The 23,361-nt window shown below is 65.6% G+C and carries 27 protein-coding genes and 1 tRNA gene; 20 read left to right on the top strand and 8 right to left on the bottom strand.

Annotation, left to right across the window (positions count from 1 at the left end):
* On the bottom strand, positions 1-748 hold a 748-nt coding region (locus tag NN5_RS15260), incomplete at its 3' end, for an FUSC family protein (RefSeq protein WP_169800997.1).
* 201 nt (positions 749-949) lie between these two features.
* Between NN5_RS15260 and NN5_RS15255 the strand changes: the two genes are divergently transcribed.
* A complete protein-coding gene (locus NN5_RS15255; RefSeq protein WP_067734969.1) occupies positions 950-1,837 on the top strand; it encodes a LysR family transcriptional regulator in 888 nt (295 codons plus the stop codon).
* Between the two features lie 234 nt (positions 1,838-2,071).
* Positions 2,072-2,147, top strand: a tRNA-Thr gene (locus NN5_RS15250).
* 166 nt (positions 2,148-2,313) lie between these two features.
* On the opposite strand, the gene NN5_RS15245 is transcribed toward NN5_RS15250, so the two are convergent.
* Positions 2,314-2,904 carry a TlpA family protein disulfide reductase gene (locus NN5_RS15245; protein WP_067734978.1) on the bottom strand — a complete coding sequence of 197 codons (591 nt, stop codon included), beginning with the start codon at positions 2,902-2,904 and terminating at the stop codon, positions 2,314-2,316.
* Between the two features lie 19 nt (positions 2,905-2,923).
* On the opposite strand from NN5_RS15245, the gene argH reads away from it, so the two are divergent.
* The 7 genes from argH to NN5_RS15210 all read left to right on the top strand — a co-directional run bounded on the left by argH (position 2,924) and on the right by NN5_RS15210 (position 8,939).
* The gene (argH, locus tag NN5_RS15240) at positions 2,924-4,297 is read left to right on the top strand and encodes an argininosuccinate lyase (RefSeq protein WP_067734963.1); all 1,374 of its coding nucleotides are present in this window, start codon (positions 2,924-2,926) and stop codon (positions 4,295-4,297) included.
* 5 nt (positions 4,298-4,302) lie between these two features.
* The gene (locus tag NN5_RS15235; RefSeq protein ID WP_067734961.1) at positions 4,303-4,575 is read left to right on the top strand and encodes a hypothetical protein; all 273 of its coding nucleotides are present in this window, start codon (positions 4,303-4,305) and stop codon (positions 4,573-4,575) included.
* A gap of 74 nt (positions 4,576-4,649) precedes the next feature.
* Positions 4,650-5,909 carry a diaminopimelate decarboxylase gene (gene lysA, locus NN5_RS15230; RefSeq protein ID WP_067734958.1) on the top strand — a complete coding sequence of 420 codons (1,260 nt, stop codon included), beginning with the start codon at positions 4,650-4,652 and terminating at the stop codon, positions 5,907-5,909.
* A 23-nt stretch (positions 5,910-5,932) separates the two neighbouring features.
* Positions 5,933-6,745, top strand: coding sequence for a precorrin-2 dehydrogenase/sirohydrochlorin ferrochelatase family protein (locus NN5_RS15225; protein ID WP_067734956.1), 813 nt, complete (start codon positions 5,933-5,935; stop codon positions 6,743-6,745).
* Positions 6,746-6,851: 106 nt separating this feature from the next.
* Positions 6,852-7,031, top strand: coding sequence for a hypothetical protein (locus tag NN5_RS15220; RefSeq protein ID WP_157081159.1), 180 nt, complete (start codon positions 6,852-6,854; stop codon positions 7,029-7,031).
* A 10-nt stretch (positions 7,032-7,041) separates the two neighbouring features.
* Positions 7,042-8,025: a hypothetical protein gene (locus tag NN5_RS15215; RefSeq protein WP_067734952.1), complete on the top strand. Its 984-nt coding sequence runs from the start codon at positions 7,042-7,044 to the stop codon at positions 8,023-8,025.
* A complete protein-coding gene (locus NN5_RS15210) occupies positions 8,025-8,939 on the top strand; it encodes a transposase (RefSeq protein ID WP_067734950.1) in 915 nt (304 codons plus the stop codon). The genes NN5_RS15215 and NN5_RS15210 overlap by 1 nt, the downstream gene beginning before the upstream one ends.
* 238 nt (positions 8,940-9,177) lie before the next feature.
* Here NN5_RS15210 and ruvX read toward each other — a convergent pair whose 3' ends face one another.
* The 6 genes from ruvX to pyrE form a co-directional block, all read right to left on the bottom strand.
* Positions 9,178-9,654 carry a Holliday junction resolvase RuvX gene (gene ruvX, locus NN5_RS15205; RefSeq protein ID WP_067734947.1) on the bottom strand — a complete coding sequence of 159 codons (477 nt, stop codon included), beginning with the start codon at positions 9,652-9,654 and terminating at the stop codon, positions 9,178-9,180.
* Positions 9,654-10,820, bottom strand: a complete 1,167-nt coding sequence (locus NN5_RS15200; RefSeq protein ID WP_067734945.1) for a DUF3089 domain-containing protein — start codon at positions 10,818-10,820, stop codon at positions 9,654-9,656. Before NN5_RS15200 ends, ruvX begins: the two co-directional genes overlap by 1 nt.
* 60 nt (positions 10,821-10,880) lie before the next feature.
* On the bottom strand, positions 10,881-11,807 hold the full coding sequence (lepB, locus tag NN5_RS15195) for a signal peptidase I (RefSeq protein ID WP_067734944.1): 927 nt from the start codon (positions 11,805-11,807) through the stop codon (positions 10,881-10,883).
* Positions 11,808-11,821: 14 nt separating this feature from the next.
* Positions 11,822-12,238 (bottom strand): holo-ACP synthase, encoded by a 417-nt coding sequence (gene acpS, locus NN5_RS15190; protein WP_067734942.1) that lies wholly within the window; start codon positions 12,236-12,238, stop codon positions 11,822-11,824.
* A 151-nt stretch (positions 12,239-12,389) separates the two neighbouring features.
* Entirely contained in the window at positions 12,390-13,148 is a 759-nt protein-coding gene (locus tag NN5_RS15185; RefSeq protein ID WP_245656519.1) for a pyridoxine 5'-phosphate synthase, read from the bottom strand.
* A gap of 76 nt (positions 13,149-13,224) precedes the next feature.
* Positions 13,225-13,809, bottom strand: coding sequence for an orotate phosphoribosyltransferase (gene pyrE, locus NN5_RS15180; protein WP_067734939.1), 585 nt, complete (start codon positions 13,807-13,809; stop codon positions 13,225-13,227).
* 211 nt (positions 13,810-14,020) lie between these two features.
* Here pyrE and coxB point away from each other — a divergent pair, with 211 nt between their 5' ends.
* From coxB to NN5_RS15130, 11 genes are all read left to right on the top strand, one after another.
* Complete coding sequence (gene coxB / locus NN5_RS15175; protein ID WP_067734938.1) at positions 14,021-15,037, top strand: cytochrome c oxidase subunit II; 1,017 nt, start codon at positions 14,021-14,023, stop codon at positions 15,035-15,037.
* A 30-nt stretch (positions 15,038-15,067) separates the two neighbouring features.
* Positions 15,068-16,744: a cytochrome c oxidase subunit I gene (gene ctaD / locus NN5_RS15170; RefSeq protein WP_067734937.1), complete on the top strand. Its 1,677-nt coding sequence runs from the start codon at positions 15,068-15,070 to the stop codon at positions 16,742-16,744.
* Between the two features lie 164 nt (positions 16,745-16,908).
* The gene (locus NN5_RS15165) at positions 16,909-17,835 is read left to right on the top strand and encodes a heme o synthase (RefSeq protein WP_067734936.1); all 927 of its coding nucleotides are present in this window, start codon (positions 16,909-16,911) and stop codon (positions 17,833-17,835) included.
* A complete protein-coding gene (locus NN5_RS25885) occupies positions 17,832-17,975 on the top strand; it encodes a cytochrome c oxidase system small membrane protein (protein ID WP_157081158.1) in 144 nt (47 codons plus the stop codon). The genes NN5_RS15165 and NN5_RS25885 overlap by 4 nt, the downstream gene beginning before the upstream one ends.
* A 5-nt stretch (positions 17,976-17,980) precedes the next feature.
* Positions 17,981-18,583 (top strand): cytochrome c oxidase assembly protein, encoded by a 603-nt coding sequence (locus tag NN5_RS15160; protein WP_174523904.1) that lies wholly within the window; start codon positions 17,981-17,983, stop codon positions 18,581-18,583.
* A 79-nt stretch (positions 18,584-18,662) separates the two neighbouring features.
* Positions 18,663-19,484, top strand: a complete 822-nt coding sequence (locus tag NN5_RS15155; RefSeq protein WP_067734935.1) for a cytochrome c oxidase subunit 3 — start codon at positions 18,663-18,665, stop codon at positions 19,482-19,484.
* Between the two features lie 33 nt (positions 19,485-19,517).
* A complete protein-coding gene (locus tag NN5_RS15150) occupies positions 19,518-20,024 on the top strand; it encodes a DUF3291 domain-containing protein (protein ID WP_067734934.1) in 507 nt (168 codons plus the stop codon).
* Positions 20,017-20,394, top strand: a complete 378-nt coding sequence (locus NN5_RS15145) for a DUF983 domain-containing protein (RefSeq protein WP_067734933.1) — start codon at positions 20,017-20,019, stop codon at positions 20,392-20,394. The genes NN5_RS15150 and NN5_RS15145 overlap by 8 nt, the downstream gene beginning before the upstream one ends.
* 2 nt (positions 20,395-20,396) lie before the next feature.
* A complete protein-coding gene (locus NN5_RS15140) occupies positions 20,397-20,963 on the top strand; it encodes an SURF1 family protein (protein ID WP_067734932.1) in 567 nt (188 codons plus the stop codon).
* 81 nt (positions 20,964-21,044) lie between these two features.
* A complete protein-coding gene (gene thrC, locus NN5_RS15135; protein WP_067734931.1) occupies positions 21,045-22,445 on the top strand; it encodes a threonine synthase in 1,401 nt (466 codons plus the stop codon).
* On the top strand, positions 22,445-23,353 hold the full coding sequence (locus NN5_RS15130) for a class I SAM-dependent methyltransferase (RefSeq protein WP_067734930.1): 909 nt from the start codon (positions 22,445-22,447) through the stop codon (positions 23,351-23,353). Before thrC ends, NN5_RS15130 begins: the two co-directional genes overlap by 1 nt.
* Positions 23,354-23,361 lie beyond the last annotated feature (8 nt).

Raw genomic sequence — 23,361 nt, 5'->3', positions numbered from 1 at the left:
GCCGGTCCGCCAGGCCCGAAAGCGAAGGCAGCAGCAGCAACATGCGCCGCAACAGAGCCTGCACCGACGTGCTCGCATCGCGCCAATGGGACGTGTCAAAAGGCACATGGGTAGCCAGTACCACGCAGTCCATGGCATCCTGCGCCAGTCTGCTCCGCCCCTCGTCCGCGCCGGTCCTTTGCGCGCCGTCGCCCTCAAGGATCTCGTCGCGCCATGCCCGCGCATCGCGCCGCCATGTATCCAGGCGCGCGCCGAGCGTCGTTGCCACCGATTGCGGCCACAGCAAGCTGTGGGTGAGGGTGGCGCAGGTAATGCCCAGCACAATCTCGGTGACTCGCGCGACGGCAATGTCGAACACGGCCTCGGGCCGGTCCACCGCAGGAAAGCCTATCAGCAGCGCGGTATAGCCTGCCAGCATCATCGTGTAGGATCGCGGCGACCGGTCCAGCAGCGATATGGCCAGCGTCCCGCCTACCCACAGCGCGAGCGAGAGGCACAGCAGCAAGGGCCAGTCCACCAGCGCGGGTACCAGCGCCACGGCCATGGCGGCTCCCGCCAAAGTGCCGATCACCCGGTAGATCGCCTTGGACCGGGTGGCGCCCGAGAGGGGATTGGCGACGATGTAAGTCGTCGTCATGGCCCAGAATGGCATCGGCAGCCCGACCCACAGCGTGATCCACAGGGCCATCAGCGCCGCCAGGGCCGTCTTGGCCGAGAACGCCGCCGCCTGCCAGCGCGGAGATGTCATGCGCGAAGCTCCCGCCGGGCGCCCGTGAGACGGGGCTGCCCGGCAGTTGCACCGCCGCATCGGGGAGTGCCTTGGCCGATCGGCGGGAAAGGATGTGGCGGTGTCATGGCAACAGAGAACCGCCGCGCAAATATGCGTGTTCGCGCCCGCTATCTTATAATGAAACTTTGCTGCTGTAATAATTTACATTATGGATCCGTCATGTCGCTCGTCCATCTGCGCAGCTTTGTGGAGGTCTATCGCCAACGCTCGCTGAGCAGCGCCGCGCGGCGCCTGGGCATGACCCAACCGGCGATTTCGCAGCACATTGCCGCGCTGGAAACGGCGATCGGCCATCCTCTGTTCGACCGCCACGCCAAAGGAGTGGTGCCGACCCCCACTGCGGATGAGCTCGCCGCAGGCCTTGGCGACCGGCTGGAAATGGCCGAGGCGACTCTGGCGCAAGTACGTGCCCGTTCCAGTGACCTTACCGGCATGGTGCGCATCATGGGGCACGGCGATTTCATGGCCGAGCTTGTGATGCCGCGCCTCCTGCCGCTTCTCCGGCAAGGCATGCGTCTGCGCCTGTCGACCGGGGATCACGAAGACATTCGCGAGGCCCTGCTTGAAGGGGATTGCGATCTGGGCGTGTCCGCGTACCCCGTCGCCGACCAGAAGCTGCGCAGCGAAAAGGTGCATGAAGAAAAGGTGCACGCCGTTGCTGCGCCCGAAGTCGCCGAGCGGTTGATGGCAGCGCCCGATCTTGCGGCGGCACTGGCTGTGGAGCCGGTCCTGGCCTTCAATCTGGAGCAGCAGCTGGTCGATGACTGGCTGAATGCCAATGCGCTGGCCCGCCAGCCGATTCGAGCCGCCATGATCGGGCAGGACCTTCGGTGCCTGCGGGGCGTTCTCGTCCAGGGCTTCGGATGGTCCGCGCTGCCCGACTATCTGTGCCGGGCGCAGATCGACAGCGGAGAACTGGCCGAAATCCCGGCGCCGCTGGTGACGCCGGTCAATCGCTATTTCCTGGTCTGGTCGCCCGCGGCCCTCCGCGAGCCCCGCGTCGCTGTCGCACGTGCGGCGATACGCAGCGTGCTGCAGGTGCCGTAATCCCAAGGCGAGGCCGTGCGCATCAAGCTGACAGCGCGCCCTGTTCCGCGTTCGGGTTCTATGCTGAAAACAGCGGAATAGCCGCGGTGTGCGAGCCTAACCACCCGGCTCCGCGCGCCAGGGACGGCACTGCTCCTGCACTCGTGTGCAGCAAACCTCTTGCGCGAGACCCCATGGCCCGGTAAAGGCGCGCCCTGCCCACGGTCCCAACCTCACCGGAAGGACGCCAGGCACGCCGCTTTAGCTCAGTTGGTAGAGCACATCATTCGTAATGATGGGGCCACAGGTTCGAGTCCTGTAAGCGGCACCATTTCCCTAAATTTCAATGTGTTGCAGATGACCTCGAAATCGAGGGCGTCCGTCAGCCTGCCCCTGTTGCGCGATTTTCCTGCATCGCCAGCGCCTGCCGGACTCCAGCCGGCTCTCTTTCCTCGCCGGTTCGAGCGCGCGTCAGGGCTTGCCGCGCGCTGCCGGGTTCACTTCGCCTCGGCAATCAGTTTCAGTGCTTCTGGCGAGGTCCAGTCGTTGCCGCCGGTGTAGCGCCACACTTCCTTGCCCTGGCTGTCAAACAGCACCGTTACCGGCAGGTTGCCGCCGTATTGGAAGCCGAGGTCGCCCTTCTCGTCGATCCACGGTTCGATCTGGTCGAGTTTGCGGCGGTGCAGGATCTCGACGACCTTGTCGTCCTGACCCATGTCCTGCGAGATCGGCAGGACGCGCACGCCCAGTTCGTCCTCGCGGCCGGTCAGCGCGTCGAGCGTGGGCATTTCGGCGATGCACGGCGCGCACCACGTGGCCCAGAGATTGATCAGCAGCGGCTTGCCCTTGAGCGAGCTGAGGTCGAGGCTTTCGCCGGTGGGGTCGACCAGCGTGATGTCGGGCAGCGGCATACCCTTGTGCGAACGGTCGAGCTTATCGACGGCGGCCGGGCTGCTCTCCGGCGCGGCTTGCGAAGCCTGCGGTTGCGTGTCTCCCCCGCTTTGCTTATCGCAGCCGCCGGCCAGCAGGGTTGCTGCCCCGGCAAGCGAACACAGGACAAGCGACTTGAGCGATTTGGAAGACAGCAAGGCGGGAAGCTCCAACCAGATGTGGGGCGGACGGTTTGCGGAAGGACCGTCGGCGATCATGCGCGAGATAAACGCCTCGATTCCCTTCGACAAGGCGCTGTGGCGGCAGGATATCGCGGCCAGCAAGGCGCACGTCGCGATGCTGGGCGCGCAAGGCATCGTTTCGCAGGCCGATGCCGTGACGATCCGCGATGGTCTCGATGCGGTCGCGGCCGAGTACGAGGCGCACGGGGTCCCCGAGAACTGGGACCTTGAAGACATCCACATGACCACCGAATCGCGCCTGGCCGAACTGATCGGCCCGGCTGCCGGACGTCTTCACACCGCGCGTTCGCGCAACGATCAGGTGGCCACCGATTTCCGCCTCTGGGTGCGCGATGCCATGGATCAGGCCGATGCGGGCCTGCTGGCGCTGCAGGTCGCGCTGGTGACGCGGGCAGGCGAACATGCGGACAGCATCATGCCCGGCTTCACGCATCTGCAAACCGCGCAGCCGGTGACGTTGGGCCATCACCTGATGGCCTATTACGAGATGATCGCGCGCGACCGCTCGCGCTTTGCCGATGCCCGGAAGCGCATGAACAAGTCGCCGCTCGGCTCGGCGGCATTGGCGGGCACTGGCTTCCCGATCGACCGCGCGATGACCGCGCAGGCGCTCGGCTTCGACGGGCCGACTGCCAATAGTCTCGATTCGGTGTCGGACCGCGATTTCGCGCTCGACTACCTGATGGCCGCTTCGCAGTGCAGCCTGCACCTCTCGCGCCTGGCCGAGGAATTCATCATCTGGGCGAGCCAGCCCTTCGGCTTCGTCGCGCTGCCCGATGCGCTTTCCACCGGCAGCTCGATCATGCCGCAGAAGAAGAACCCGGACGCGGCCGAGCTGGTGCGCGGCCATTCGGGCCGGATCTCGGGCTGTCTGATGAGCCTGATGATGACGATGAAGGGCCTGCCGCTCGCCTATTCGAAGGACATGCAGGACGACAAGCCGCCGGTCTTCGAAGCCGCCGGCCTGCTGGCGCTGTCGATCGCGGCGATGACGGGCATGGTCGCGGACACCCGGTTCCGCACCGACCGGATGCGCGGCGCGGCCGAACTGGGCTTTGCCACCGCCACCGATCTGGCCGACTGGCTGGTGCGCGAGGGCGACATTCCCTTCCGCGAGGCGCACCACATCACCGGCGCTGCGGTGAAGCTTGCCGAGAGCCGGGGCGTGGCGCTCGACCAGTTGCCGCTGGAAGACCTCAAGGCCATCGACAGCCGTATCGACGAGCGCGTATTCAAGGCGCTCTCGGTCGAGGCATCGGTCGCCGCGCGGGGGAGCCACGGCGGCACCGCGCCCGATCAGGTGCGCCAGCGCGTGGCCGAAGCACGCATGGCGCTTGGGTTGGAGTGAGGCACATGCGCAAGGTTTCCGCTCTTGTCCTGATCGGCCTCCTGGCCGCTTGCGGCCAGCGTTCGGGGCTGGGGCTGAAACCGGGCCAGCAACTGCCGCCGGCCCCTTATGGCCGCCAGCAGGCGCCCGATGCGGCCGAACTGCTCGAACCGCCCACGATCGCCATTCCCGAGCGCAGCGTGGAACTGCGCACCCGCTCGGAAGAGCGCGACGATGATCCCTTCGACCTGCCGCCGCCCGAAGCGCCGCAGCCCGAAGAAACGGCACAGCCCCAGTGAAGTCTTGACCCTTCATCGCCGTTCGACACGAACGGAGTTCGATTGAGGCACGATCAGGTGAGTTTAGGATACCCATGGACCATTTCGACCTTCAGAACGGCGAGCTTCACGCCGAGGACGTGCCGCTGAGCGCGATTGCCCGCGAAGTCGGCACGCCCGTCTATGTCTATTCGCGCGCCACGCTCACCCGCCATGCCCGCGTGTTCCGGGAAGCGCTGTCGGCGCTGCCCAAAGTGCACATCGCCTTTGCCGTGAAGTCCAACCCGAACCTTGCCGTGCTGCGCCTGCTGGCGAAGGAAGGCTATGGCGCCGACGTCGTTTCCGAAGGGGAGATGAACCGCGCGCTGGCCGCCGGGATCAAGGCGGAAGACGTCGTCTTCTCGGGCGTTGGCAAGACCCGTGCGGAACTGACCGCGGCGGTGAAGGCCGGGATCGGCCAGTTCAACCTCGAAAGCGAGGAAGAGGGCGTCGAACTCGCGCAGATCGCAGCAAGCCTGGGCAAGACCGCGACGTGTGCGCTGCGCGTCAATCCCAATGTCGACGCGAAGACGCACGCCAAGATCTCGACCGGCAAGGCCGAGAACAAGTTCGGCGTGCCTTACGATCTGGCGGCGGAGATCTACGCGCGCCTCGCCGCGCTGCCGGGCCTCGATATGCGCGGTCTGGCCGTGCACATCGGCAGCCAGATCAGCGATCTTGAGCCTTCGCGGCAGGCATTCGTGAAGATGGGTGAGCTGATGAAGGCGCTGCGCGGGCAGGGCCTTTCGGTCACGCACATGGACCTCGGCGGCGGTCTGGGCGTGCCTTACAGGATCGGCGAGCAGCTTCCTACGCCTGCCGACTACGGCGCGATGGTGGCCGAGGTCGCCGGGGACTGGGACGCGACGCTGATGTTCGAGCCGGGGCGCGTCATCACCGGCAATGCCGGCGTGCTCGTCACCGAAGTGGTGCGGGTGAAGCAGGGCGCGGGGCATCCCTGGGTGGTGGTCGATGCGGCGATGAACGATCTGGCGCGTCCGGCCATGTACGATGCCTGGCACGATTTCGTCGCGGTGAAGCCCACGGGCGAGACCATGATCGCCAACATCGTCGGCCCGATCTGCGAAAGCTCCGACACTTTTGCCGTGGCGCGGGAGATCGACGTCGTGAAGGCGGGGGACCTTGGCGTGTTCCGCACCGCCGGGGCCTATGGCGCGACGATGGCCAATACCTACAATTCGCGCGCACTGGTGCCCGAAGTCATGGTCGATGGCAGCCAGTGGGCGCTGGTGGCGAGCCGTATCGACCCGGCGGCCATTCTCGCGGCCGAGCAAGTGCCGGAATGGCTGGACTGACGGCAAGATGCTAGTCTGACCTGATGATCGAGACGCTTCCCCTGTTCCACCGTATCGCCGGACAGCCGGTGGTGGTGCTGGGCATGGGCGAGGCGGCCGAGGCCAAGCGGCGGCTGGTCGAGCGGGCGGGCGGGCTCGTCATCGACGATCTGCAGGAAGGGATCGACAAGGGCGCGCGGCTGGCGTTCATCGCCTATGAGGATGATACCGCCGCTGAGGCCGATGCGATCCGCGCGCGCTGTGCGGGGCTTCTCGTCAATGCCACGGACCGGCCGGCGCTGTGCGATTTCACGGTGCCGTCGATTCTCGACCGCTCGCCGGTTCTGGTCGCGATCGGCACTGGCGGCGCTTCGGCGGGGCTCGCCAAGCAGCTGCGGCTGCGGCTCGAACAGATCATGCCGCAATCGCTGGGCGCGTTAGCGCTGGCGCTGGGGCAGGCGCGCGATGCCTTGCGGGCCCGGTTCCCCGACGCGGGGGAACGCAGACGGGCGCTGGACGCGGCATTGGGGGCGGGAGGCCCGCTCGACGTCGTGGCGGAAGCCAGCGCCGGGCGCGTGACACCATGGCTCTCGGACGCCTCCCCCAAGCAAGCTCAATCCGAACAGGGCAGCGTGGTCGAGATCGCCCTGCGAAGCGACGATCCGGAAGACCTGACGCTCCGGGAGGCGCGGCTGCTCGGCTCGGCCGATGTCATCGGTTTCGAGGCGGGGGTTGCGGCGCAGGTTCTTGATCGCGCCCGGGCTGACGCGCGGCGCGTCCTTGTCGGGCAGGGCGGGGATCTGCCGGTCGAAACCGGATTGGCCATTGTCCTGCGCGCACCGTCCGGCCCCCGCTGAGCTGCGCGTAGAACTTATATGATTGCAAGATTTTAATTAAGTTCCAGGCGTCAGGTGCTGCACATTTACCATTGCGGAAAGCCCGCTTCGGGCTTCAGGGATGGAAGTGAGCATGGGCGAATTGGAGCAGGCTGGACGGCACGGGATTGATCCCGACGCGTTGCCTGACCTCAACGTCCTGACCGGCGTTTTCGGCAGCCGCGCCGATGCTCCGCGCTTCGATGCGGAGGATGACAATCACGCGGTGCTGATGCCGTGTCTCTACCCGTTTGCCGTGCTCGACTGATGGCGATCTGATGCCGATGCGGACTATGCTGGCGACGGCTCGCCGGGATGCTTGGGAATGGGAACAGGGGCAGGCCGGTCTTGCGCAGCGGCTTGCGGACTGGCGTGCCGGCGATGCAGCCGCGCCGGTCCTTGCTGCCATGGAGCGCTTCGGGCGGGGAGAGCCGCTCGAAAAATGCAGCGGCCTGGCCGATCTGTTCGCGGACGAAAGCGGGGCGGCGATGGATTTCGTTCGCAGCTTTGCCGCTGTCGGGCTGGCCGGGCTTCGCGATCATCCGCTCGGGCAACTGCCGCTTCGACACGGTATGCGCACGGCTGCTCCTGCACTGGTGCTGGCCAGCTCGGGCCGTGCCAGTCTTGCTCTTGCCGGCTACGATGGCAGCGTCCTCGATACGCTGCCCGCGCCGAAGACGGCGAAGTTCGCGCCGCGAGAGACATGGATTCATGTGCTGGACGGTACGGGCACGGCCGATCTGGTGCTGCTGCGCGATGAGGAGGCGGAAGGGGAGCGGCGCGTGCTGCATTCCGGCTCGCTCGCGCTTCGGCCCGGCACGGTGGCCTACCGGTATGGACCGCGGCAGGCGCTGCAGGTGCGCTCCGCGAAGGGACATCTCGTGCTGCTGCGCCTTCAGCGCCGGTTTGCCGGCCATGAACCGGCGCGGGAATACAGCGTGCCCGATGGCGCGCTGGTCCACCAGACTGCGGGGCGCGTCGAAGACACCCTGCTCGAACTGGCCGTAAACCTGCTTGGCCGGATGCGCCGCCGGGACGCGGTATGGCCGATGATCCGGCTTGCCTCGGGCGTGAAAGACCCCGAGGCTGGAGAAAGCTTGCGCTGGCAGGCCATGCGGGAAGCGCTGGCGATGGATTCCGCCGCAGGTCTCGATCTGCTGGCCATGCTGGCGACCAGCCCCGGCGATCCGCTGGCGGCCCCGGCCGCCGCGCTTCGCGCTTCGCTGCTGGAAACACGGCCAGAGCTGGGAAGGAGCGGCTAGTGGCCAGGACAATCGAGGTCCGCGATCCGACGCCGGCCTCTCTGGAGGAATGCCTTGCCGAACTGACTGCATGGGGTTTCGATCCGGCCGAGGAAACCAGTCTCTCGCACGCGGCGAACTGGTTGAAGCGGCTCGGAAACAATCCGGGCTTTCTGGGCGATGTGCTGATCGCGATGCTGGCGGGGCAGGGGCAGGTTGCGCTGGACACGCCGCTGCCGCAGGGCATCGGACCGAACCGCGTGGTGCTGGGGCGGCCACGGCGGGGCAATTTCCTTCTGACCGCCGACCTCTGGCCCTCGGCGGCGGACCATGCGCTGCGCGCCAGCACGCCGCAGATGCTGGGCTATGATCTCGTCCACAATCACAACGCCGATTTTCTGACGCTCGGTTATTTCGGCCCCGGCTATGGTGTGGACGACTATGCCTGCGATCCGGAAACCCTGTCGGGATGGATCGGGGAGCCGGTGCTGCTGCATCCGCTCGGCCGTTCGCGGCTGGAGCCGGGGCGGCTTGTCCATTACCGGCCCCAGTGCGATGTCCATTGCCTGTATCCGCCAGCATCGCTTTCCGTGTCCCTGACCCTGACGTACGTTCAGGGTGCACAGAGCTGGGATAGCTGTTACGTTTTCGAGCCGGTGGCCGGGAGCGCCGGAAGCTTTCGCGTGGCAAAAGTGCTGGGTCACGGTTCGAGCGAGGCGTTTTTGCGTCTGGCACTGGCGCTCGGGGGAGAGGAGGCCACGGATCTGGCGCTCCGCTTCGGCACGCAGCATCCCAGCGACCGTATGCGCCTGACCGCGTGGCACGCGCTTGCGGGGGCGGCACCGGACGCGGATTCGCGCGATGCGATCTGGCGTGAGGCCGAAAACTCGGGCAGCCGTGTGGTCGCCGAAGTGGCGAAACGGCAGCGCGCCTAGCGCATAATGCAAGAAACCTGAATCAAGACCGGCTCGCCCTGAGCTTGTCGAAGGGTGTTGGACCTCGCGCAGCGCCAGCGTTCTTCGACAAGCTCAGGACGAGGGGAAGGGGGGGCGGATTTCCCGCACGATGCTCTAGAGTGATTTCGAGGTAGGTGGAATCACCTGCTGGCTCGGAAATCACGGCAAACAAAGAATTTCCCAGAGCCGGTCTGGTTCAATCTGAACCGGAGAGGCTCTAGAACATGCCTCCGGCCAGTGCGTCGATGGCGCCTTGCAGGATCACGGCGGCAGCGGCCGAATCGATGCGCGTGGCGCGTTTGGCGCGGCTCATGTCCTGTTCGATCAACCCGCGCTCGGCGCCGCTGGTGGACCAGCGCTCGTCCCACAGCAGGATCGGCAGGCCCAGCGCGGCGAGGTTGCGGGCATAGGCGCGGCTCGATTGCGAGCGCGGGCCTTCGGACCCGTCCATGTTGAGCGGCAGGCCGATGACCACGCCTTTCACCGACCGTTCGCGGATCAGCGCTTCCAGCAGGGCCTTGTCGGCGCCGAACTTGCCGCGCTTCAGCGTCTTGCCCGGCGAGGCAAAGCGCCAGCCGGCATCGCAGAAGGCCGTGCCGATCGTCTGGGTGCCGAGATCGAGGCCGAGCAGCGCTCCGGCTTCGGGCAGGGCGTCACGGAAGGCGAGCGCGCCGGTGGTGATCAGGGAATCCATCAGTTCCGTGCTTTCTGCTTTGTTGCCGCCTGCTTCACCGCCGACCGTTTCGCTACCCATGCGGCGCTGCGCCGGGCGACGTCCGCGCGGAGATTGGACCAGAACAGCGTCATGTCAAAGACGTGGTAGTTGTTGCCCGGCAGCACGAAGGCATCGAGCGGCAGTTTGGGCGGCGGGCCGATGTGGAGGAAATGGTCCGGCCCGCAAGCCGCGGGCACGACCTGCCGCTTGAGTTCCCCGCTCGCGGTCTTGAAGTCGGGAACGAGTGTTCCGCTGTTCTGCGAGGCGTCACCGGCCCCGTCGCGAGTGCCGGTCAACGGGTTGGTGCACAGGAAGGCGCTTTGACCCACCGGCTGTCCATCGAGGCCCTTGCGGCGGGCATAGGCGGCCATCATCATCGCGGTGTCGGCCGGATCGGCCACGCTCAGCCAGCTGAGCACGCAGCCCGAATCGTCCGCCTTTTCGCAGGCCGGAAGGCCCATCTTCGGCAGGTCATGGTCGATCGAGACCGGCCAGCCCGTGGCATAGGCCGCGATCACGCGCCCGGCGAGCGGCGTTCCGGCGATCCGGTCGCGCAGCAGGCGGCGCAGCAGGAAGGCGCCCTGGCTGTGCCCGGCCAGCACGATGGGGCGGTCTTCGGGCACTTGCGCCAGGAAGGCATCGAAAGCGGCCAGAATATCCCGGTAGGCAAGATCGAGGGCGGCGTTGGCTTGCGGCTTGCCGGTCAGGAACGCGCCGATCGCCGCCTGACGGTAGCGGGGCGCGAACACGGCTTCTGCCGCGTTGAACGGGCTGGCCATCGTCTGGACGAAGAGCCTGGCGTATTTGCGCGAGGTCTTGTCGTCCAGATCCGCGTTCCAGTCGCCCTTTTCGATGTAGCTGGTGGGGTGGATGAAGAAGACGTAGGGCCGGGCCGGATCGATGGTGCGCTGCGCACCGGCGGGGAGCCACTCGGCCGGATCCGCATCCTGCGCCATGCCCGGCCGCGCGATCCACATGTCCGGCTTGTCGTAAGCATTGCCTGCCAGCGCCGGCCTCTCGTGAAACGGGCCGTTCGGCACGAAGGCCATTTCGGTCAGATCTTCGGCGTAGAACGTCAGGATCAGGCGGATCAGGATGTAGAGCACCACGCAGACGGCGATGCCATAAAGGAACTTGCGGGCCATGGCCGCTGCGTCTTGCGCGGCCCGGCGCCGGGGTCAAGCCTCGCTATCGCCCGGCCCTCGCTATCGCTCGGCGGCGTCCTTGTCCGCGTAGGCCGGATCGATCTGCGGCCGCAGGCTCTTGAAGGCGCGGCCGTCGCGCAGGGCGCCCCACCAGGTCAGCGGGTTCCAGGTCTGGGTGCCGTCGAGCGAGAAGGTGATGAACTCGGCCCGTCCGCCGATGTTCGAGAGCGGCACGGGACCGCCGAGGCCGCCGCCCGGATTGCCCATGAAGTCGGTATCGAACGGCGCGCGGCTGTCGGCCGAGCGGTCGCGGTCGTCACCCATCAGGAACACATGGCCTTCGGGCACGGTGATCTCGGGATAGTTGTCGAGGCTCTGGTTCATGTAGTCGATGATGTCATAGGTCGCGCCGTTGGGCAGCGTTTCGCGGTAAGTCGGCAGTTCGTAGACGTCGTGCCCGTTGGGCAGGCGTGTGCGGTACTGCTCGAAGCCATCGTAGCAATGGCCCGGCTGCTGCCCGTCGCACTGGAGCGAATCGTCGGCCGGGATCTGCGTGGCCGGTTCGACCACGCGCTTGATGAATTGGCCGTTGAGCCGGATGCGCCCGTCGACCACGGCGATGCGGTCACCCGGCAGAGCGACTACGCGCTTGATGAGGTCTTCCTTGCGGTTGCCCGGCACGACGATGACGATGTCGCCATATTGCGGGGTCTTGCCGAGAATGCGCCAGGTGTCGCGCGGGAGCAGATGAAAGCTCAGCGAGGACCAGTTCCAGCCATAGGGATATTTCGAAACGACGAGGCGGTCCCCCACCAAGAGGTTCGGCATCATCGAGATCGAGGGGATGTAGAACGGCTTGGCGATGAACGAGTGGAACGCCAGCACGCCCAGCAGCATCAGCGAAAGGCCGCGCAGCTCGTGCCACCAGTTGATTTTCTCGGCCTTTCCCTGCGTCTCGGGCACGGACGGGGTGGCGGTATCGGTCATGACGGGGGGCAACTCTAGTCCTGTTCGGCGGGAAGGGGACGGGCTTCGATGACGACGAAGGCCTGAGCCCATGGATGATCGTCTGTGAGCGTAAGGTGAACCACTACTTCATGACCGGCCGGTGTCAGTGCATCGAGCCGCTCGCGCGCGCCGCCGGTCAGCGCCAGCGTGGGGGCGCCCGATCTGGCGTTCACCACGCCGATGTCCTTCATGAACACGCCGGCCTTGAAGCCGGTGCCCACGGCCTTGGAGAAGGCCTCCTTGGCGGCGAAGCGCTTGGCCAGCGTGCCGGCCTTGGTGAACGGGCGCCGGTTGGCCTTGGCTTGTTCGATCTCGGTAAAGACGCGGGCTTCGAAGCGTTCGCCGAAGCGGTCGAGCGAATTCTGGATGCGCTCGATATTGCACAAGTCTGAGCCCATGCCGATGATCACAGAATTCCTCCCCGAGCTTGCTCGGGGAGGGGGACCGCGATGCCGCAGGCATCGTGATGGAGGGGCAGTGCGGGCCGTTTCCCCTCCGTCAGCCGCGTTGCGGCTGCCACCTCCCCGAGCAAGCTCGGGGAGGGATTGAGAGGCACGGTTTTCACCGCACTTCGTCCATCAGCGCGCGCATCTTTTTCACGCTGGCTTCCAGACCGCAGAAGATAGCCTCGCCGATCAGGTAGTGGCCGATGTTGAGTTCGGCGAGCTGGGGAATCGCGGCGATCGGCTGCACGTTCTCGTAAGTAAGGCCATGCCCGGCATGAGGCTCGATGCCGTTCTTGGCGGCAAGCGCGGACATGTCGGCGATTCGTTTCAGCTCCACCGCGACTTGCTCGCCGCTGGCATGGGCATATTCGCCGGTGTGCAGTTCGACGACCGGCGCGCCCAGCTTCATTGCCGCTTCGATCTGGCGCGGTTCGGGGGCGATGAACAGGCTGACGCGAATGCCGGCATCGGTCAGGCGGCCGACGATCGGCGCGAGCTGGTTGTGCAGCCCGGCGGCATCGAGGCCGCCCTCGGTGGTGCGTTCCTCGCGCTTTTCCGGGACGATGCAGGCCGCGTGCGGTTTGTGCCGCAGCGCGATCGCGAGCATCTCGTCGGTCGCGGCCATTTCGAGGTTGATCGGCAGCCCGGTCGCATCGGCGACGCGCTGGAGGTCGGCGTCAACGATATGGCGCCGGTCCTCGCGCAAGTGCAGCGTGATCCCGTCGCCGCCGGCCTGCGCCACGATCTCGGCCGCCCGTGCAGGGTCCGGATGGCCGCCGCCGCGCGCGTTGCGGATAGTGGCGACGTGATCGATGTTGACGCCCAGTCTCAGCTTTTTGGGGCGCAGGCGGGCGGGATTGAGCACGTTGGTCACGATGGTCCTGTCAGGTTTCCGGGGGGATACGCCGGTTCAGGGGGCGGTTCAGGGCTGGCGGTTCAGGGCTGGCGGTTCAGGGTTGGGCGCGGCTGCCGGGCTTGATGGCAGGCGTGCCGGCCAGTTCGGGGGGCAGCTCGTCGGGCGCGTACGTGGGGAAATTGATCGCCACCAGCGGGAAATAGGGCACGCCGAGATCGACGGCGCCGGCCGAGCGGTCCACCAGCGAGGCTGCGGCGATCACTTCGCCGCCGGCGTCCTCGATCGCCTTGATCGCTTCGCGCGAGGACTTGCCGGTGGTCACGACGTCCTCGACCATCAGCACTTTGTCGCCGGGCTCCAGCTCGAAGCCGCGGCGCAGTTCGAACGTGCCTTCGGGACGCTCGACGAACATGGCGTCGACTTGCAGCGCACGGCCCATTTCCTGGCCGATGATGACCCCGCCCATCGCCGGCGAGACGACTTTCTGGATCTGCTTGCGGATATCGTGCGGCAGAGTCGCGGCCAGGGCCACGGCCAGCCGGGCGGCGCGGTCCGGATTCATCAGCACGCGTGCGCATTGCAGGTAATGCGCACTGTGCCTGCCTGATGAAAGCAGGAAGTGCCCCTCAAGCAAAGCCTTGCTGGCCCGGAACTCGGCGAGGACCTCTTGATCGGTCATGACTGACATTTACCCCTGGTGCGATTTGCATTGATCGAGCGCACGTCCGCACGCCCTATGGTCAAAAATTCCCCTAGAGGCGCTTGAGACACGCGGCAAGCACGCGTATACCTGTTAGAGGAAGGGGGGCAATTGCCTCCGCATTTGGGGTGCGCGTGACCGGGGGGCTACTCGCTTGCGCGTCGATAAAAAGAACGGAAGCGTGACAACGATGACATCCGGCAAACACGCCAGAGCCTTGGGTAATTCCCTGAAGGCGCTAGGCCTTTCTCTCGCAAGTTTCCTCACCATTGCAGCCGTTCCGGCTATCGCGCAGGACGCTGCCGCTGGCAGCTACACGCCGATGAAGCCGACCGAGGGCGTGGGTATGCCCGTTCCCGAAGGCATCGGCCTGCAGGACCAGTATTCGAAGATCGGCGAATATGGCGCGTGGATTCATAACGACGTGCTGCTGCCGATCATCACGATCATTACCCTGCTGGTGCTGGTGCTCCTGATCGTTGTCATGGTGCGCTTCAACCGCCGGGCTAATCCGGTCGCTTCGAAGACCAGCCACAACACGGTGATCGAAGTGATCTGGACGCTGGTTCCGGTGCTGATCCTGATCGGCATCGCGGTCCCCTCGATCGACCTTATCGCCAAGCAGTACAAGCCGGCCCCCAAGGGCGCTCTGACCATCAAGGTTACGGGCAACCAGTGGTTCTGGACTTACGGCTATCCGGACAACGGCGATTTCGAAGTTGTCTCGAACATGCTGAACGTCCCCGGCCAGCCCACCATCAACAACGGTGTGCGCGAAGTCGGTTCCGAGCCCTGGGACGGCCCTTCGCACCTCGAAGTCGACAATCGCATGGTCGTTCCCGCAGGCGAGCCGATTCGCCTGCAGGTCACGGCTGCCGACGTCATCCACTCGTTCGCCGTGCCTTCGCTGTGGTTCAAGCTCGACGCCGTGCCGGGCCGCATCAACGAGAAGGTGCTGATGATCGAGAAGCCGGGCGTCTACTACGGCCAGTGCTCCGAACTGTGCGGCGCCAAGCATGGTTACATGCCGATCGCCGTCGAGGCTCTGCCGCGCGACAAGTATGACGCGTGGGTCCTGACTCATGCGGGCGGCGTGATCGACGGCCAGAAGGCTGCCGGCACCGATACCGATTACCTGCCGGGCGAGCAGCCTGCCGGTGCGGCTCCTGCCGCCGACGCATCCGCTGCGGCCGCTGAAGCCGAATAAGCGCGAACAGAAGGGACAGGGTTTCCGAACATGGCAACGACTGCTGAACACTTCCAGGCTCACGCGGAAGAGCACCATCACGACCACAAGCCGGGCTTCTTCGCCCGCTGGTTCATGTCGACCAACCACAAGGACATCGGCACGATGTACCTGATCTTCGCGATCTTCGCGGGGATCATCGGCGGCGCCGTCTCGGGCGTCATGCGTGCCGAGCTGGCTGCTCCGGGCATCCAGTACCTGCAGTACATCTCGCCGTGGGTGGGTGACGATCCGTCGAACTTCAACGCCACGCTGCACCTGTGGAACGTGCTGATCACGGCTCACGGCCTGATCATGGTGTTCTTCATGGTCATGCCGGCGATCATCGGCGGTTTCGGCAACTGGTTCGTGCCGATCATGATCGGCGCGCCGGACATGGCCTTCCCGCGCATGAACAACATCTCGTTCTGGCTGACTGTCGCCGGCTTCTGCTCGCTGATGTTCTCGGCCTTCGTGCCGGGCGGCACGGGCATGGGCGCGGGCACCGGCTGGACCGTCTATGCGCCGCTCTCGACCACCGGCTCGCCCGGTCCCGCGGTCGACTTCGGCATTTTCGCGCTGCACCTTTCGGGTGCGGGCTCGATCATGGGCGCGATCAACTTCATCACCACCATCTTCAACATGCGCGCGCCTGGCATGACCATGCACAAGATGCCGCTGTTCGTGTGGTCGGTGCTGGTCACCGCGTTCCTGCTGCTGCTGTCGCTGCCGGTTCTCGCCGCCGCGATCACCATGCTGCTGACCGACCGCAACTTCGGCACCACCTTCTTCGATCCCTCGGGCGGCGGTGATCCGATCCTGTACCAGCACTTGTTCTGGTTCTTCGGCCACCCCGAAGTCTACATCATGATCCTGCCGGGCTTCGGCATCATCTCGCAGATCATCTCGACCTTCTCGAAGAAGCCGGTGTTCGGCTACCTTGGCATGGCTTACGCGATGGTCGCCATCGGCGTCGTCGGCTTCATCGTGTGGGCGCACCACATGTATGCGACCGGCCTGTCGGTGAACACCAAGATGTACTTCACGGCCGCGACCATGGTCATCGCGGTGCCGACCGGCATCAAGATCTTCTCGTGGATCGCGACGATGTGGGGCGGCTCGATCGAGTTCAAGTCGCCGATGGTCTGGGCGATCGGCTTCATCTTCCTGTTCACCGTGGGCGGCGTCACCGGCGTCGTGCTGGCGAACGGCGGCGTCGACGACGTGCTGCACGACACTTACTACGTCGTGGCGCACTTCCACTACGTGCTGTCGCTGGGTGCGGTGACGGCGCTCTTCGCGGGCTTCTACTACTGGTTCCCGAAGATGAGCGGCAAGATGCACTCGGAGTTCCTGGCGAACCTGCACTTCGCGGTGTTCTTCGTCGGCGTGAACATGATCTTCTTCCCGATGCACTTCCTCGGGCTGCAGGGTATGCCGCGCCGCTATCCGGACTACGCCGAGGCCTACACGTACTGGAACCACATCGCCACGATCGGCTACATGATCATGGCGAGCAGCCTGGTGATCTGGTTCGTGAACATCATCTATGCCTTCACGGCCGGAAAGCAGGCGGAAGACAACTACTGGGGCGAAGGCGCCACCACGCTTGAGTGGACGCTTTCGAGCCCGCCGCCGTTCCACCAGTTCGAGACGCTCCCCGTGATCGAGGAAGCGGCTCACCACTGATCCGGTGGCGCTCGCGATGACGAGCCGTGCGAAGCAATCCGGAGCCTCCCTGAGAGTGGCTTCGGATTGCCCTTCGTCTGTCTGCCTGCAGCAAACGCTCAGGACAGGCCTGCCGCATCGGCGGCTCGCATCGATGGCCCATTCCGGTGTATGATCGGCCAGCCATGAACCCGACGATTCCCGCTCCTGCCACCACGCCGCTGCCTGCTGACTGGCGTGACCTGTTCGCGCTGACCAAGCCGCGCGTGATGAGTCTGGTGATTTTCACCGGCCTGTGCGGCCTGATCGCCGCGCCGGACCGCATCCACCCGGTGCTCGCTTTCACCGCGATCCTGTGCATTGCCATGGGTGCGGGCGGTGCTGCCGCGCTCAATCAGTGGTGGGAAGCCGATCTCGACGCGGGGATGAAGCGCACGGCCAAGCGCCCGCTGCCGCAAGGCCGGCTGGACCGTACCACCGCGCGCGATTTCGCCGGTGTGCTCTGCGCCGCCTCGGTGTTCCTCATGGGCTTTGCCGTGGGCTGGCTCGCGGCCGCGATCCTCGCGGTCTCGATCGTCTATTATGCCGTCATCTACACGATCTGGCTCAAGCCGCGCACGCCGCAGAACATCGTCATCGGCGGCGGCGCGGGCGCGTTTCCGCCGCTGATCGGCTGGGTCGCCGCCACCGGGCACGTCACTCTCATGCCCATCGTGCTGTTCGCGATCATCTTCTTCTGGACGCCGCCGCATTTCTGGGCGCTCGCGCTCTTCGTGAAGAGCGATTACGCCAAAGTCGGCATCCCGATGATGCCGGTCGTTGCCGGTGAGAAGTCCACCCGCCGCCAGATCCTCCTCTATGCGGTGCTGCTGCTGCCGCTCAGCGCGCTGCCCTGGTGGCTGCCGGGCAAGGAGCATACTGGCGCGATCTACGGTATTTCGGCGCTTGTGCTGTCGAGCCTGTTCCTGGCCCTCTCGGTGCGGGTGGCGTTCCGCGAGCGGCAGGGGCCGGACGACACGATGAAGCCGGAAAAGCAGCTTTTCGCCTATTCGGTGATCTACCTTTTCGCGCTGTTCGCGGCGCTGGTGGTCGATCGCTTCATCGTGATGTGAGCAGGGACGGTATGGAAGACCACGAACAGGACCGCCGGACCGTCGAACAGATCCGCAAGAGCCGCAACCTCGTGCTGGGCCTCAGCCTGGCGGGTTTCGTCATTCTCGTCTTCTTCATTTCGATCGCCAAGATGAGCTGAACGTCATGACGGGGCAGATCAGCGCGGTCGAAAGGGCAAGGCAAAGCAACCGCAAGGTCGCGACTGTCGCCCTGTCGATTGCGCTGGGGATGCTGGGGCTCGGTTATGCCTCGGTGCCGCTCTACCGGATCTTCTGCCAGGTGACGGGCTATGGCGGCACCACGCGCAGGGTGGACATTGCGCAGGCCGCCACCGTCAAGGACAGCGGGCGCGAGATGCGGGTGCGTTTCGACGCCAATGTCGCGCGGGACATGCCCTGGGAATTCAAGCCACTGCAGCGCACCGATACCGTATCGATCGGCGCGCGTGACATGGCGCTGTTCTGGGCGAAGAACGATTCGAACCAGACGGTTACGGGCACGGCCAGCTTCAATGTAGAACCGGAGCAGGCCGCCAAGTATTTCAACAAGATCCAGTGCTTCTGTTTCACCGAGCAGACTCTCAAGCCCGGTGAGGAAGTGCGTATGCCGGTGCTCTATTACATTGATCCGGCGATCCTTGACGATCCGGACAACAAGGACGTGGCGGAGATTACGCTCAGCTATACGTTCCACGTAACGTCGATCGGCGATGCAAAGACACTGGACCAGAACAAGCCGGGCGGTTAAGGCCTGAAGAAATCTGTGCGCGGGGCCTATGGGGGGAACCGCGGAAAAATAGACAGTTGGAAACGGGGAAGTAGGCACCATGGCCGGTACGAAGAACCACGATTACCACATCCTTCCACCGGATATCGCGCCGCTTGCCACGACCATCGGCGCCTTGACGTTCACTTCGGGCATGGTGCTGTTCATGCACGGCATGCCGGGCGGTCACTTCGTGCCCTGGCTGGGGCTGGCGGTTCTGCTGGCATCCATGTTCATGTGGTTCTCGAAGATCATCAACGAGGCGCACGCGGGCGATCACACCCCGGTGGTGCAGCTGCACCAGCGCTACGGCATGATCCTGTTCATCGCTTCGGAAGTGATGTTCTTCGTCGGCTGGTTCTGGGCGTTCTTCGACTTCTCGCTGTTCCCTTCGACGATTGCCGAAGTGGTCGGTGGCCAGTGGCCGCCCAAGGCGATCGAAGCGGTCATGGATCCCTTCGCGCTGCCGCTGCTGAACACGCTGATCCTGCTGTGCTCGGGCACTACCGTCACCTGGGCGCACCACTCGCTGATCCACGGGGATCGCGAGGGTCTGAAGAAGGGCCTGCTGGCGACCGTGCTGCTCGGAATGCTGTTCACCTCGATCCAGGCTTACGAATACATCCACGCCCCGTTCGCCTTCGGCGGCAACACTTATGGTTCGGCCTTCTACATGGCGACCGGCTTCCACGGCTTCCATGTGATCGTCGGCACCATCATGCTGATCGTCTGCCTCGTGCGCGCCTTCAAGGGGGACTTTACCCCGCGCCAGCACTTCGGTTTCGAAGCGGCCGCGTGGTACTGGCATTTCGTCGACGTGGTGTGGCTGTTCCTCTTCGTGTGCATCTACATCTGGGGCAACGCCGGCGCGGTCATCGAGTAATCGCCGCCATCGAGTAATCAGGGGCATCGAAGAATGACGGAAGGCTGGCATCTCGCGCAGATCAACATCGGGCGCCTTGTCGCACCCCATGGAGATCCGCGCGTGCAGCCGTTCTTCGACGCGCTCGACCGGGTCAATGCCCTGGCCGACGCGTCCGAGGGGTTCGTCTGGCGGCTGCAGGATGAAAGCGGCAATGCCATGGGGATCAGCTATTCGCCCGATCCCCTCCTGGCGGTGAACATGTCGGTCTGGCGCGATGCCGATTCGCTGTTCAACTTTGTCTATCGCAGCGCCCATACCCCGGTCATGGCCAAGCGCCGTGACTATTTCGAACGTTTCGAAGGTGCCTATCAGGCGCTCTGGTGGATCCCGGCGGGAACGGTCCCGGCCGTGAGCGACGGGCTGTCGCGCCTGTGGCTGCTCGATCGTTTCGGGCCTTGCCCTCAGGCCTTCACGTTCAAGGCCCGCTTCCCCGCGCCAGACGAAGCCGGACTGCCGGTCGATCACAAGCCCGATCCCTGGTGCGTCGGGAATGCCTGAGCCGGAGACCGGGCCTGAACAGGAAATCGGCAAGGCGGTGTTGCTGGGGCTGTGTCCCAAGTGCGGCGGCAAGACCCTGTTCGATGGCCTGCTGAAGTTCGCGCCGCGCTGCCGGTCCTGCGGACTGGATTACACCCAGTTCAATGTCGGCGACGGGCCTGCCGCGTTTCTCACCCTGATCGTCGGAGCCATTATCGCCGTGCTGGCGATCTGGCTTCAGCTCTCGTTCGAGCCGCCGTTCTGGGTCCATGCCGTGCTGTGGGTGCCGCTCACGACCGTGCTGGTGATCGGGGGCCTGCGCATGGCCAAGGCCTGGCTGCTGGGTGCCGAGTACCGCCGCCGCGCGGGCGAGGGCCGGCTCAGGGACTGACCGTGCGGCGCGTTCCCGTCCTGTCCACGCTTGTCGTGCTGGCCGCCGTGGCGCTGATGGTCTCGCTGGGAGTGTGGCAGTTGCACCGGCTCCAGTGGAAGGAAGCCCTGCTGGCGGACTATGCGGCCGCGCAGCACTCGGGCGCGGAGATTGCCTGGCCGTCGAAGGGCGTGGACGAGGCGCTGTTCTATCACCGCGCGTACTTGACCTGTGCGGGCGTCACGAATCACAGCAGCATGGCGGGACGCAATACTGCGGGCGAATCGGGCATGGCGCAGACCGCGCAGTGCGTGCTGCCCGGCGGCGGCACGGCGCTGGTGGTGCTGGGCTGGTCGCAGCAGCCCAATGATGCCCTGGAGTGGCAGGGCGGAGAGGTTCACGGAACCATCGCGCCGGGGCCGCGGCTGGTCGCCGATCCGCCGCTGGCCGGGCTTCAGGCCAATGCCAGGCCCGATCCCTCGGAAATTCCGAACAATCACTTTGCCTATGCCATCCAGTGGTTCTTCTTCGCCGCCACGGCACTGGCGGTCTATGCGATCGCGCTGTGGAAGCGGCTGCGGGCGGGCTGAGCGGCACGTACTGGTTTCCCTTTCCGGGGCTTTCCTTTCCGGCCTCATCCCGCTAACCGCGCCGAAACAACAGGATTGGCCATGGAATACATCAGCACTCGCGGCAGCGCTCCGGCGCTCGATTTCGAAGGCGCTACGCTTGCCGGCCTCGCATCGGACGGCGGCCTTTACGTGCCGCGCGAGTGGCCGCGCTTTTCCAGCGAAGAGATCGCCGCGATGGCAGGCCTGCCTTACGCCGAGCTGGCCGCCAAAGTCATGGCGCCGTTCGTCGGCGACAGCCTGACTTATGAGCGCCTGCTGGAGCTGACCACGCAGGCCTATGGCCGCTTCGCGCACAAGGCGGTGACGCCGCTCAAGCAGCTCGACGAGCAGCAGTGGGTGCTGGAGCTGTTCCATGGCCCGACGCTGGCGTTCAAGGACGTGGCATTGCAGCTGCTCGGCCTGCTCTTCGAGGAATTCCTCAGCCGGTCCGATCGCAACCTGACGATCGTCGGCGCGACGTCGGGCGATACCGGCTCGGCGGCGATCGACGCGGTGGCGGGCCGTGAGAAAGTGGACATCTTCATGCTCCACCCGCACGGCCGCGTATCGGACGTGCAGCGCCGCCAGATGACCACGGTGCTGGCGCCCAACGTTTACAACATCGCCATCGAGGGCTCGTTCGACGACGCCCAGGCGATGGTGAAGCGCATGTTCAACGATACCGACATGACCGGCCGTTTCGCCATCGGTGCGGTGAACTCGATCAACTGGGCGCGCCTGATGGCGCAGGTCGTCTATTACTTCGCCGCCGCCCTGCAGCTTGGCGCGCCGCATCGTGCGGTGGCGTTCTCGGTGCCGACGGGCAACTTCGGCGACGTCTTCGCGGGCTATGTCGCGGCGCAGATGGGCCTGCCGGTGGCGAAGCTGATCGTGGCGACCAACGTCAACGACATCCTCCACCGCGCGCTCTCCACCGGCGATTACTCGCAGGGCACCGTCACGCCGACGGCAGCGCCTTCGATGGATATCCAGGTCTCCTCGAACTTCGAGCGCCTGCTGTTCGATCTCGGCGGCCGCAACGGCCAGGCCATGGCTGAGCAGATGGCAGGTTTCGAAGCCAGCAAGGCGATGCAGCTCACCAATGCGCAGCGCGAAGGCGCTGCCGCGCTGTTCCAGTCGGCGCGCGCCGATGCCGACGATATGGCCTCGACCATTCGCTGGGCTTGGGAAAGCTGCGGCGAACTGATCGATCCGCACACCGCTTGCGGCCTCTTTGCCGCGCGCACGGCGGGAATCGAGGCCATGACCCCGGTCGTCACGCTGGCGACCGCGCATCCGGCGAAATTCCCCGAAGCGGTCGAGCGTTCGACGGGCCACCGGCCGGGCCTGCCCGCGCGCGTGGGCGACTTGTTCGACCGTGAGGAAAAGTGCGTCGGGCTGCCGGGGACTTACGAGGCGGTGGCGGAGTTCGTCGCCAGCCACGCCACGCCGAAGGCCTGATGGCAGACCTCGTCACCCAGCCTCTGGTCCTCGCCGGCGAGGGCTGGGACGACTACGGCCTTGTCGATTCCGGCCACGGCCGCAAGCTGGAACGCTACGGCGCCTACCGCTTCGTCCGGCCCGAGCCGCAGGCGATGTGGACGCCGCGCCTTGCGGACTGGGATGCGCATGGCGAATTCGTTCCCGGTTCGGACGAGGACGGCGGCGGGCGCTGGCACTTCGACAGGCAAGTCCCGCGCGAAGGCTGGCCGCTGGCCTGGAACGAAGTGGCCTTTACCGCGCAGTGCACGCCGTTCCGCCATCTCGGCTTTTTCCCCGACATGGCGCCGGTCTGGGACTGGATGCGCGCGCAACTGGCCGGGCGCGACGATGCGTCGACGCTGAACCTGTTCGGCTATACCGGCGTCGGCACGCTGGCGCTTTCCGCCCATGGGCCGGTGACGCATGTCGATGCCTCGAAGAAGTCGGTCGGGCAGGCGCGGGAGAACGCGGCGCTCGCCGGTCTGGAAGACCGCCCGGTGCGCTGGCTGGTCGACGATGCCGCCAAGTTCGCCGCACGCGAAGTGCGCCGGAGCAAGCGCTACGACGGGATCATCCTCGATCCCCCCAAGTTCGGACGCGGCCCCAATGGCGAGACCTGGCGTCTGGAAGAGAACCTGCCCGGCTTGCTCGGCGATTGCCGCCAGCTGCTCGACGAGAACAGCCGGTTCCTGTTCCTGACCGTCTATGCCGTGCGCATGTCCTCGCTGGCGCTGGCCGGGCTGATGGAGGAGCTGTTCGCCGGTCTGCCCGGCGTTATCGAGCATGGCGATCTGGCCGTGCGCGAGGATGCCCTTCGACAAGCTCAGGATGAGCGGCAGAGCCGGCTGCTGCCTACCGCGATCTTCGCGCGCTGGCGGCGGGATTAACGATCAAT

This window comes from Novosphingobium naphthalenivorans NBRC 102051 (genome assembly GCF_001590985.1).
Taxonomy (GTDB): Bacteria; Pseudomonadota; Alphaproteobacteria; order Sphingomonadales; family Sphingomonadaceae; genus Novosphingobium; species Novosphingobium naphthalenivorans.
Note: the sequence above shows the minus strand (reverse complement) of the source record. Positions and strands in the feature narration are given on the sequence as shown.